Origin of the sequence: Bifidobacterium thermophilum (genome assembly GCF_037482445.1) — a bacterium.
Classification (GTDB): Bacteria; Actinomycetota; Actinomycetes; order Actinomycetales; family Bifidobacteriaceae; genus Bifidobacterium; species Bifidobacterium thermophilum_B.
The window spans coordinates 23,136-34,916 of the sequence record NZ_JBBHLY010000012.1 but is presented as its reverse complement, the minus strand read 5'-3'; the positions used below and the strand labels follow the sequence as shown (position 1 = coordinate 34,916).

Genomic DNA, 11,781 nt, shown 5'->3' with positions numbered 1-11,781 from the left:
CCCATGCTAATCGGTGGGTTTGTCTTCTGCGTGCAATGCCCGGTATATCGTCTCGGCCTTGGCGTGCCCGACGCCTTTGACCTGCTCGAGCTGGTCGACGCTGGCATCCCGCATGGCGCGCACGGACCCGAATGCGTTGAGCAGCCGTTTCTGGTATGCCGGCCCGATGCCGGGAATATCGTCCAATGCGGACCGCAGCATACCTTTACGCCGTGTTTGCCGGTGATAGGTGATCGCGAAGCGGTGCGACTCGTCGCGCACGCGTTGGAGCAGATACATGCCCTCGGACTGCCGTTTCAGGATGATTGGATAGTCGTCGTCAGGGACCCAGACTTCTTCAAGCCGTTTCGCCAGACCGCATACGGCGACATCGTCCACCCCGCAGTCATGAAGCGCTTTGGCGGCCGCCATGACTTGCGGCTTGCCGCCATCGACGACGACGAGGTTGGGTTTGTAGGCGAAATGCCTGCGTTCCGTATTCTGCTGGACGACCTCGCTGGTATCGCCGTCTGCCGTCGGCGCACCGTCTTGGCCGGTCTGGCTTTGTAGCACGCGTTCTATCCGCCGTTCGTTGTCGATGCTGTCGCCGGAATCGCCGGCGATGTTGCCGTGACGGAACCGACGGGTCAGGGTCTCATACAGCGCGCTGAGATCATCGAGCGCGCCGTTGCCGTCATGCCCTCTGATGGCGAAGCGACGGTATTCGGATTTCTTCGCGATCGCGTCCTCGAAGACCACCATGGATGCCACCTGATAGGCGCCTGCGATGGTATTGGAAATGTCGTAGCATTCGATACGCAACGGCGCTTGGGGCAGTCCAAGTGCCTTGGCGACGTCGTTCATCGCCTCGGTGCGGGCGCCGATATCGCTGATACGGCTCATTTTGCTTCGTTGCAGCGCCTGCGCGGCGTTGTCGTTGGCGCGTTCCATCAGGGTGCGTTTCTCCCCGCGCCCGGGGACTCGTATCGAGACCTGTGACCCGCGTTCGCCGCTGAGCCAGGATTCGAGATCCTCGCGTCTGGCCGGTTCGACCGGCATGAGGATCTCGCGCGGTACCGGGGCGATCGGCGCCAGGAGATCCGCGCGGCCGGTCTGTTCCAGCCGCTCGTGTCGGGTCCTTGTCGCCTGTGCCCTGGCGAGGCTGTCCGAAGCGGTCACGCGCTGTGTCGCACCGATGGCATCCCTGCGTTCGAGGACGTTGATATGCTGCATACTGTCACTGTCCTGCGGATGCTGTCCGTCGCCGCGTTCATGAAGCAGATCCGAATACACCTGCACGATGAGGTCGGCCATCAATTCGTCATCGCCGATATCCTCGACTCGTTCGACGGTCCAGTTGCGTTCGCCTCGGATGGACCCGTCCCTGACGAAGAACACGTGGACCGATGCCTCGAGCTCATCCGAGGACAGTCCGAAGATATCGGCATCCACGTCTTGGTCGAGGACAACGGAATTCTGCTGCATGACGGTCCGCAGCATCGCGATTTCGTCCCGAAGCCTGGCTGCGCGTTCGAAATCGAGGTCATCGCTTGCCGTCTTCATGTCACGGCCAAGCTGGGCGATATAGGATTTTCCCACCCTGCCGGTCAGTACGCCGACCAATCGCTCGCATTGGCGGCGATGGTCGGCTTCGCTGATCCGCCCGACGCAGGGCGCGGAGCATTTGCCGATGGAGGCGAGCAGGCAGGGTCTGCCGGTAAGACGCGCCTTGTTGAACACCCCATCAGAACAGGTGCGCACCGGAAAGGTCTTCAACAGCCGATCGAGACTATGGCGCAGGTCCCACACCTTCGCGTATGGCCCGAAATATCTGGTGTCGCGCCGCTTTCTACTGCGTGTCACCCATACCCGCGGGATGCTTTCGCCCACTGAGACGGCGAGATACGGGTAGGTCTTGTCGTCCCGGAATACCACATTGAATCTGGGATCGAACTCCTTGATCCACGTGTATTCGAGGGTGAGCGCCTCGAGTTCGGTGCCGACGACGGTCCATTCCAGGCTTCTCGCGGTGAGCACCATGGTCTGGGTGCGCGGGTGCAGCTGGTCAAGCGGTTGGAAGTAGTTGGTCAGACGGTTGCGCAGGTTCTTCGCCTTGCCGACATAGATGACCCGTCCTTCCCCGTCCCGCCACTTGTACACACCGGGTTCCGCCGGGATATCTCCGGTTTTCGGGCGGAACAGGTCACGCGAGTCGCCGAGCAGCGGCGCCCCGTTGGCGTTGACTCCTCGCGGGGTTTCCGAAGCGTCGTCTTGCGTGGCGGATGTGTGTCCTTGCATGGTCTGATCCGCGAGGATCCCCTTGGCGGTCGCCCGCCAGCGTTCGGGGCTGTGACGTTCGATGATGCCCATGGGTTCTGTAGGTTCCTTTCCCCGGGTTGCCGCCGCTACCGCGTTCTGGAGTCGTCTGCAATGATTCCGGCGTCTCACCGTGTTCAAAGCGGTTCAGAGCATGTCCTTGAGGAATTTGCCCGTCCAGCTCTTCTCGTTCTTGGCGACCTGCTCGGGAGTGCCCTGCGCGACGACGGTGCCGCCGCCATCGCCGCCTTCCGGCCCCAGGTCGATGATCCAGTCCGCGGACTTGATGACGTCGAGGTTGTGCTCGATCACGATGACCGTGTTGCCTTTGTCAACCAGGCCTTGCAGGACGAGGAGCAGTTTGCGCACATCTTCGAAATGCAGTCCGGTGGTCGGTTCGTCGAGAATGTAGACGGTCTTGCCTGTGGAGCGGCGCTGCAGCTCGGTGGCGAGCTTGACGCGCTGGGATTCGCCGCCGGAAAGGGTTGTGGCCGGTTGCCCCAGACGGATGTACCCCAGACCGACCTGGGTGAGCGTGTCAAGATACCGGGAGATGGACGGGTATGCCTTGAAGAACCGGGCGGCCTCCTCGATCGGCATGTCGAGCACGTCGGCAACGGATTTGCCGTTGTACTTGACTTCCAGGGTCTCGCGGTTATACCGCTTGCCATGGCATTCCTCGCACTGGACGTACACGTCGGGCAGGAAGTTCATTTCGATCTTGAGCGTGCCGTCACCATGGCAGGCCTCGCAACGCCCGCCTTTGACGTTGAAGGAGAACCGTCCAGGCCCGTATCCCCTCACCTGTGCCTCGGGGGTCTTGGCGAAGAGCGCACGGATCTTGTCCCACACCCCGGTATAGGTCGCCGGATTGGAACGCGGGGTCCTGCCGATGGGGTTCTGGTCGACATGGATGACTTTGTCGCACTGCTCGACGCCCTCGACGCGGGTATGCTTGCCCGGAACCATGCGCGCGCCGTTGAGCTTATCGGCGAGCACCGGATAGAGGATCGTGTTCACCAGCGTGGATTTGCCCGAACCGGACACACCGGTCACACAGGTCATGACGCCGAGCGGGAAGTTCACGTTGATGTTCTTGAGATTGTTCTCCCTTGCCCCGATGACGGTGAGCCGCCGGCTCGCACTGGTACGGCGGCGACGCTTCGGCACTTCGATGGCACGCCTGCCGGCGATGTAATCCCCGGTGACGGAGCGGGGCGCGTCGACGATATGCGAGGCGGGGCCGGAATATACCACTTCACCGCCATGCTCACCTGCCCCAGGGCCGATATCGACCAGCCAATCCGCGGTTTCTATGGTCTCTTGGTCGTGTTCCACGACGATCAGCGTATTGCCCAGATCGCGCAAGTGGTGCAGGGTGTCGATCAGGCGCTTGTTGTCGCGCTGATGCAGTCCGATGGAAGGCTCGTCAAGCACGTACATGACCCCGACAAGCCCCGAGCCGATCTGTGTGGCGAGTCGGATGCGCTGGGCTTCGCCGCCGGACAGGGTCTTAGCGGCACGGGACAGGCTCAGGTAGCTCAACCCGACATCGTTGAGGAAAGCGAGACGCGCCCTGATCTCCTTGACTACCTCACCGGCGATTTCGGCGGCGGACCCTTCCAGACGCAGATTCCTGATCCACGCGAGACTCCGTTCCACCGGCATGTCGCAGACATCGGCGATGGACTTCCCGTCCACCGTGACGGCAAGCACTTCCGGGCGCAGACGTTTGCCGCCACATGCCTGGCAGGGTACCTCGCGCATATAGGACTCGTAGTACTGCTTCATCTGGTCGGAATCCGTCTCGTCGTGGCGACGCATCAGCGTGCGTACAACGCCTTCGAATCCCGTCGAATACTCGCGCAGCCGCCCCCAGCGGTTCCGGTATGAGACCTTCACTTTGAAATCATGGCCGTACATGATGGCGTGCCGGACGTCTTCGGGAAGATCCTGCCAAGGGGTATCCAGATTGAATCCCATCTCCTCGCCAAGCCCTTCCAGCACATGCCGGTAATAGTCGCCGGTGCCTTTGGTCAGACCCCACGGCTCGATCGCCCCCTCGTTGAGGGTTTTCGACGGATCGGGGATCACCAGGTCCGGGTCGATCTCCAGACTGTAGCCGATGCCCGTGCATTCAGGGCAGGCGCCGTACGGAGCGTTGAAGGAGAACGTGCGTGGCTCGATCTCGTCGAGCTCAAGCTGGTGCCCGTTCGGACATGCCCGCTTTTCGGAGAACGGACGCCTACGGTTGGGGTCCTGTTCGTCAAGATCCACAAAATCCGCTATGACCAGCCCTTTCGACAGCTTGAGGGCCGTTTCGATGGAGTCAGTAAGCCTTTGGCGGATGCCGTCTTTGATGACCAGACGGTCGACCACCACCTCTATGGTGTGCTTCTTCTGCTTGGCAAGCTTGATGTCATCGGAAAGCTGCCGCATCTCGCCGTCGATCAGCGCGCGCGCATACCCATCGGAACGCAGGAGCTCGAGCAGATCGACGAATTCGCCTTTGCGCCCCCTGGCCACCGGTGCAAGGATCTGGAAGCGGGTGCGTTCAGGCATGGCAAGCAGTGCATCGACCATCTGCTGCGGGGTCTGCGCGCTCACCGGTTCGCCGCACTGCGGGCAATGGGGCTGTCCGGTGCGCGCGAACAGCAGCCTGAGATAATCGTAGATTTCGGTGATGGTGCCGACCGTCGACCTCGGGTTGCGGTTCGTGGTCTTCTGGTCGATGGACACGGCAGGGCTCAAGCCTTCGATGAAATCGACGTCCGGCTTGTCCATCCTCCCAAGGAACTGACGGGCATAGGCGCTCAGGGATTCGACATACCGCCGTTGCCCCTCGGCGAAGAGCGTGTCGAACGCGAGCGACGACTTGCCGGAACCGGACAACCCGGTGAACACCACCATGCGGTTACGCGGGACCGACAGATCGACGTTCTTGAGATTGTGTTCGCGAGCGCCCTGGATGGTGATCTTGAGGTCGTTGGGGATGTGGCTGATGTCGGCGACGAGTGAACCGTCATGCTCGTTGAGCGGCGCTTTGGCGAGCTCCCGCTGCAGGAACGAATCGCTGTTGAGGATATGCTCGGCCGCGGTGGTGTGATGCTGGTGCGGCGCCTGTTGTGCTGTGCTCACGTCTTGCCTCCGGTGTGGGTGGTACTGGGTTCTAGAATACAGCCTTGTATGACGTATGTCGAACATGTGTTCGATTCCGTGTGGCGTGCGTGGGGCGTCTGAAGACCGCGCTGCGGTGCTGTCGGGCACGTCGGCTCCCTATGGGTAAGATAGCCTGTTGGACTTTGACCGCGATGTTTGGAAGAAACGGCAGGTGGGCATGGCTATCGAGGCAAAGGGACTGGAAATCCAGATCGGGGCGCGTACGTTGTTGCATCCGACCGATTTTCATGTCGCGAAGGGCGACAAGATCGGCCTGGTCGGCCGCAATGGCGCAGGCAAGACGACGCTGACGCGTGTGATTACCGGCGATATGCTCCCTGCCGCGGGTTCCGTACGCATTTCCGGCAAGCTGGGATATCTTCCCCAGGATACGCATGTGGCCGATCCGACGCAGACCGCGTTGGACAGGATGATGAGCGCCCGCGATATCGCGACGATCATCAGCCGTATGCGTAAGGCCGAGAAGGATATGACCGATCCGGACCCTGATGTGATGAGCAAGGCGATGAACCGGTATGACAAGGCCATGCAGGATTTCGACAAGGCGGGCGGCTATGCGGCCCAGTCCGAGGCGATTTCGATGGCCGACAGCCTCGGACTGCCCCAGGAAGTCATGCAGCAGCAGCTCGGCACGCTCTCCGGCGGCCAGCGGCGGCGTATCGAGCTGGCGCGCATCCTGTTCTCGGATGCGGACACGTTGATCCTCGACGAGCCGACGAACCATCTTGATGCGGATTCGATCGAGTGGCTGCGCGGCTATCTCAAACGCTTCGAAGGCGGTTTCCTGGTGATTTCCCACTCCACTGAACTGCTTGACGAGGTGGTGAACAAAGTATGGCATCTTGACGCCCAACTCGGCCAGATCGATATGTATTCGTTGGGATGGAAGGCGTATCTTCATCAGCGTGTGGTCGATGAGGAACGTCGTCGGCGCGAACGCGAGGTCGCCGAAAAGAAGGCGGAGCGCCTGATGAAGCAGGGTATCCGGTTGCATGCGAAGGCCACGAAGGCGGTCGCCGCCCAGAACATGATGCGCCGCGCCGAACGGTTGCTCGCCGAGACCAGCGAGGCAGAGAAGAAGGAGAAGGTCGCCGATATCCGTTTCCCGGAGCCGGCGCCTTGCGGCCGCACCCCGATCATGGCGAAGGATATCTCGAAGGCGTTCGGGTCCAATATCGTGTTTGCGGGCATCAATCTTGCGATCGACAAGGGTTCACGCGTCGTGATCCTCGGGTACAACGGCGCCGGCAAAACGACGACGTTGCGGATCCTGGCCGGGCAGGAGCAGCCGGATACCGGTGAGGTGGTGTACGGGCACGGGTGCAAGATCGGGTATTTCGCTCAGGAGCACGACACGCTCGATATGGATGCGACGGTACTGGAGAACCTTCAGCACGTCGCCCCGGAGCTCGATGACACGCATACGCGGTCGATTCTGGGCAGTTTCCTATTCTCCGGCGATGACGTGATGAAACCGGCGAAGGTGCTTTCCGGTGGCGAGAAGACCAGGCTGGCGCTCGCCACGCTGGTGACATCCCGTGCGAATGTGTTGCTTCTGGACGAGCCGACCAACAATCTCGATCCTGTCTCGCGAGATGAGATTCTCAAGGCGATCGCGAAATACGAGGGCGCGATCGTGTTGGTCACCCACGATGAGGGCGCGGTCGAGGCCCTGAACCCCGAGCGCGTGCTGCTCATGCCTGACGGCGACGAGGATCTGTGGAACGACGGCTATCTGGAACTGGTGGCTGAAGAGTAAGGAGCGGTTGCCTGGATGGCGGCACGCCCGTCATCCAGCTTTCTGCGCTGGAGATTCCGGCGACTCTCTTGCCCTTTACCGCAGCGTGTCGGCCATCCAGCCTTCCAGCAGCTCGCCGACACGCTGCGCCATGCAGTGGTATCCGTACGCGCTGGGGTGGAATCTGTCGTGCGCGTAGAAGCCCTCGCGGTCCGCGCCGACGTCCTCGTGGGTCATGTCGAGGAACCTGACTCCGTACTGTTCGCAAATCTCACGGCTGGCCTGCGTCTGCTCGTCGGTCATGCCTTCGATGACATGACGCAGGGATTTGCCCAAGGACGGGCTGCGATACAGCTGGGCGGCGCTGAACACGACCACATGGTCGGCGCGTCCCTTCGCCAGATCAAGCGAAGCGGACAGGTCGTCGCGCCACTGGGCGATGGTCCTACGCGCCATCAGATCATTCGACCCGGCGCATAGCACCATCAAATCGGCATGATGCTCGACCTGCGGGAGCAGACGATACCGCACGCGACGCATGGTGGCACCGAGCTTGCCGACGGCACGCCAGTCAACCGGCCGGTCGAGCACATCAGAGAACACTGATGCCATAGCCGGCGTGAATCCTTCGGACTGGTCCTCTACCCCGCAACCGGCGATCATCGAATCACCGACGGCCACGAACGACAACGCGTCCCCGGTCTGGTCGGCATGTACGACACCTTGCCGCTCCCCTCGCGGCTCGGGATCGAGATGTATAGTGTGCTGCGCCCATAACGCCTCAGCAGCCGCCACCACGTTCATGCCCATGCTCCTTCTGTCCTCTCACGGCAATCCACCGATTCCCGTATCCCACTACTGTACCGCCCGAGGGACGACGAATGCTTCGGGCGTACTTGCCGACAGCGTCATGCGCCCGCACAGGACATGCACGCGTCGCCGCGAATCCGCCCCGAAAGGGACTACAGTGGAAGTAAGCAGTCCTGGTGCAGGGTGCAACGGGCCTGAACGCCATTGATAGGAAAGGGGTCCATGCCATGGGTGGAAGCATTGATCAGGAACGCCTGCAGATGCTCAGGTTCAACGCATACGCCGCAGACACGGTACGCGAGCTGGAACGGCCGCTGCTGGATGATGGCGTGCCGCTGATGCGCATGGCGGCGGCAGCGGCAGCCCATGAGGCGGAACGCATGCTTGACAGCCAAGGCATCACCGTCGAGGACGCCAATGTGGTCGTTCTCGCGGGGGCCGGCGACAATGGCGGTGACGGGCTGTTCACCGCGGCGCAACTCGCGGGCGATGACGCCCAAGTCACGGTTGTCGCCGTGGGAAGGGGCCTGCATGATGGTGGTTTTTCCGCGTTCGCGCATAGCGGCGGCCGCGTGCTGGTATTGGATCCGGAGGCTGATATCTCCGGTTGCGTGAGCGGTTTCTCCGCGGGCGAGGCCGGTGAACGTCTCCGTGTCGCCGTTGAGCTCGCGAACCAGGCCGATCTGGTCATCGATGCGATGACGGGAATCGGCGTGTCCGGAGCATTGCACGGCATCGCGGCGACGCTCGCTACGGCGCTGCTGGATTTGTGGGGGCCCGGCGGGCGGCCCGGTTCCGGCGCAGCCCAAGCGCATACCGATGACCAGCCCATGGTATTGGCCGTGGACACGCCCTCGGGAATCGGCGTGGACGACGGGACAATCCCAGGACCATGCCTGAACGCGGACCGAACGGTGATGTTCGGCGCCCTCAAACCTTGCGCCATGCTGCCTCCCGCGTCCTATGCCTGCGGGAAGGTCACGCTCGTCGATTTCGGGTTCGATATCGACGAGGCCGAACCTGCAGCGGAGATGATGGACGCCGACCTCGCATCTTCCTCGATCGCAGTGCCGTCGGTGCATGATATGAAATACACGCGTGGGGTCGTAGGGCTGGTCACCGGTTCGGCACGATACCCCGGTGCGGCGGTGCTCGGTGCCAGTGCAGCCGCGAGATCAGGCATCGGCATGGTGCGGTACCTCGGGCCGCAGCGCGCGCAGGATCTGGTATTGCGCGCGCTGCCGGAGGCGGTCATCGGCAAGGGGCATGTGAACGCCTGGGTTGTCGGTTCGGGGGTTCCCGCGTCCGGGGATGCCCCAGACGATGAGGACATCCAGCGCGAGACGATTGCGAAGCTTCTGTCGCATTATGCGCTCTCCCCGGACTCCGGGACGCACGATGAGGACACCTCGGCGCAGGACACTCACCCGGAAGCGATGCCACCCATCGTCGTGGATGCCGGTGCGCTTGACCTGCTTCCTGCCCTGGTACCTGGAAACGTGGTGATTACGCCCCACGCCGGTGAGCTGGCAAGCCTGTTGACCAGGCTTGGCGCCGCGGACGGGCCGGTGACCGCCAGCCAAGTCGTATCGGCGCCCACACAATATGCGACACTTGCACACGAGTCGACTGGTGCTACGGTCGTGCTCAAAGGCGCGGTCAGCGTTATCGCCGGAACGGACCCCTATGACGGCGGGCGGACCCGAGTGATCCTGTGCGGACGCGCCCCCGCTTGGCTGGGCACGGCCGGGGCGGGAGACATCCTTGCAGGCATGATCGGGGCGCTGCTGTCCCAGTCCGACGTGTCCGGATCGCCCGATGACGCCCCGGCTGTGGCCGACACGGTTGCCGCCGCGGTCTACCTGCATGGCCTTGCCGCCGCCATCGCCTCGCATTCGTCACAATGCGGGTGGAGTGCGCCCGAAGTCTACGGCGTCAGCGAGCGCGATACCGGTCATGATGCCGGGAAGCCGATTATCGCGAGCGATGTGGTGCGCGCTATTCCGCAGGCGGTCGCGCAACTCATCGGCTAACTCCCGTTTGCGGCAGCCTCCCCGGTTCCAACGATGTTGCAAGTACAATGAAGCCACGACGCGGTTACGCGTCAGCGACAGGAGAGTCAGTGTGCTTCGCAGAGGAAGGAATATGATGATCGTTTCCCAGTATGGCAAGGGTTCGCCGTCCGGCATCAATCCATCGCCACGGCCCGGAACGTCCGGCCACGTCGCAATACGCACCGCAATCGCTTGGACGACGGCACTGCTGCTGACAGGATCGTTGAGCGCCTGCGGGTCGTCGTCAGGTGCCGATGCCAGTTCATCGGCATCGCCGACGTCATCGGCATCGTCGACCTCGTCGGCATCCGTCTCGCCATCCCCGTCCTCCACGGCATCGTCATCTTCGACGCCATCCGCGTCATCGTCATCAGGTTCCGCCACGGCTTCCGGGGCATGCGTCACCAAGGAGCTGACCGCAGAACTGACGCAGGGCGCGGGCGGTGGAGCGGGAAGCTCCTACCCGTATCTGGTGCTGACGAATTCCGGTTCCCGGACTTGCACGTTACGGGGCTATCCCGGTGTTTCGCTGCGTCACGGCGACGCCCAGATCGGCGCGGCGGCACAGCGGGACCGTACGGTTCCCGCGTCGACAATCACCCTCAAGCCTGGCGAATCCGCGCATAGCGCCCTGAGAATCGTCAATGCCGGCAATTTCGACTCCGCGGATTGTACGCCGACCGACGCGGATTCGATGCTCGTCTATCCTCCGGATCAGACGGATGCCATGAGCATCGGCGCCACCGGCATCACCGGGTGCGCGAACGCGGACACCCAGATCCTGTACGTCCAGGTTTTCCAACAGGGCGAGCAGTGACGGTGCATCCCGTTTCCGATACGTTTCCGATCCGTTCATACCCTCGATACGTCTGTCTTCGCGCGTAAGGGGGCCACAGCCGCTAGACTGTGGTGCGGGCTTTGTCATGGGCGAAGCCGACCGATTGATTTGACGCGCGCCGTCGGCGACCATGGCCGGGGCTCGTCAGGAAGGGACAGTATGACGACACTGGCAACGCAGACAGCGGGACAACAGGCCGCGGAGCACACTGCACGCACCGATACGGAGCACACGCCGACGGTGATCAGCGATATCGTGTTCGATTTCTGCGGCGTGCTCATCGACTGGCAGTGTGCGGCCGCGTTGCGCGGCCGCTACCCCGATTCCTTGGTGGATCGTATTTGCGCGCCGGACGACCCGTATGGCTTCTTCGATTATGAGGACCGGATGGACCACGGCGAGGCGCTCGCCGACATTCTTCCGGACGTGAAGCGCGATCACGGGGATGCTATCGCTGATATCTTCGCCGACTACATCGCCCGCTACGACGATTCCCTGACACGGGTCATCCCGGGGATGGAAGGGTTGCTCGCGGATTTGAAGGCCGCCGGATACGGCGTGTGGGGACTGACGAACTGGTCGTATGAGACCTTCCATTTCGCGTTCGACAAGTTCCCGCAGCTTGCAGAGCTGCTGGACGGGACCGTGGTGTCCGGCGTCGAGAAGCAGTTCAAGCCCAACGCCGGCTTCTACCGTCTGGCATTGGGCCGGTTCGGCATCGCCGATCCCGCGTCCAGCGTGTTCTTTGACGACACGCCGCGCAATGTCGAGGGGGCGAAATCCATCGGCATGCACGCGTTCCTGTTCGATGACGCGACGCACACCAGACGCGAGCTGCAATCGCTGGGCGTACGTATCTGACGACG

At 62.5% G+C, this 11,781-nt stretch carries 7 protein-coding genes; 4 read left to right on the top strand and 3 right to left on the bottom strand.

Going from position 1 to position 11,781, the window contains the following annotated elements; translation table 11 throughout:
• Positions 1-6 precede the first annotated feature (6 nt).
• Together uvrC and uvrA are read right to left on the bottom strand one after the other, a co-directional pair.
• On the bottom strand, positions 7-2,277 hold the full coding sequence (gene uvrC, locus WD012_RS07150; protein WP_422614386.1) for an excinuclease ABC subunit UvrC: 2,271 nt from the start codon (positions 2,275-2,277) through the stop codon (positions 7-9).
• Positions 2,278-2,442: 165 nt separating this feature from the next.
• Positions 2,443-5,379 (bottom strand): excinuclease ABC subunit UvrA, encoded by a 2,937-nt coding sequence (gene uvrA / locus WD012_RS07145; RefSeq protein WP_422614385.1) that lies wholly within the window; start codon positions 5,377-5,379, stop codon positions 2,443-2,445.
• A 253-nt stretch (positions 5,380-5,632) separates the two neighbouring features.
• Here uvrA and WD012_RS07140 point away from each other — a divergent pair, with 253 nt between their 5' ends.
• A complete protein-coding gene (locus tag WD012_RS07140) occupies positions 5,633-7,234 on the top strand; it encodes an ABC-F family ATP-binding cassette domain-containing protein (protein ID WP_339563071.1) in 1,602 nt (533 codons plus the stop codon).
• Between the two features lie 75 nt (positions 7,235-7,309).
• On the opposite strand, the gene WD012_RS07135 is transcribed toward WD012_RS07140, so the two are convergent.
• On the bottom strand, positions 7,310-8,017 hold the full coding sequence (locus WD012_RS07135) for an SGNH/GDSL hydrolase family protein (RefSeq protein ID WP_339563070.1): 708 nt from the start codon (positions 8,015-8,017) through the stop codon (positions 7,310-7,312).
• Between the two features lie 233 nt (positions 8,018-8,250).
• On the opposite strand from WD012_RS07135, the gene WD012_RS07130 reads away from it, so the two are divergent.
• From WD012_RS07130 to WD012_RS07120, 3 genes are all read left to right on the top strand, one after another.
• Positions 8,251-10,056: a bifunctional ADP-dependent NAD(P)H-hydrate dehydratase/NAD(P)H-hydrate epimerase gene (locus WD012_RS07130; RefSeq protein ID WP_339563069.1), complete on the top strand. Its 1,806-nt coding sequence runs from the start codon at positions 8,251-8,253 to the stop codon at positions 10,054-10,056.
• Between the two features lie 112 nt (positions 10,057-10,168).
• A complete protein-coding gene (locus WD012_RS07125) occupies positions 10,169-10,894 on the top strand; it encodes a DUF4232 domain-containing protein (RefSeq protein WP_339563068.1) in 726 nt (241 codons plus the stop codon).
• A gap of 180 nt (positions 10,895-11,074) precedes the next feature.
• Positions 11,075-11,776 (top strand): HAD family hydrolase, encoded by a 702-nt coding sequence (locus tag WD012_RS07120; protein ID WP_339563067.1) that lies wholly within the window; start codon positions 11,075-11,077, stop codon positions 11,774-11,776.
• Positions 11,777-11,781 lie beyond the last annotated feature (5 nt).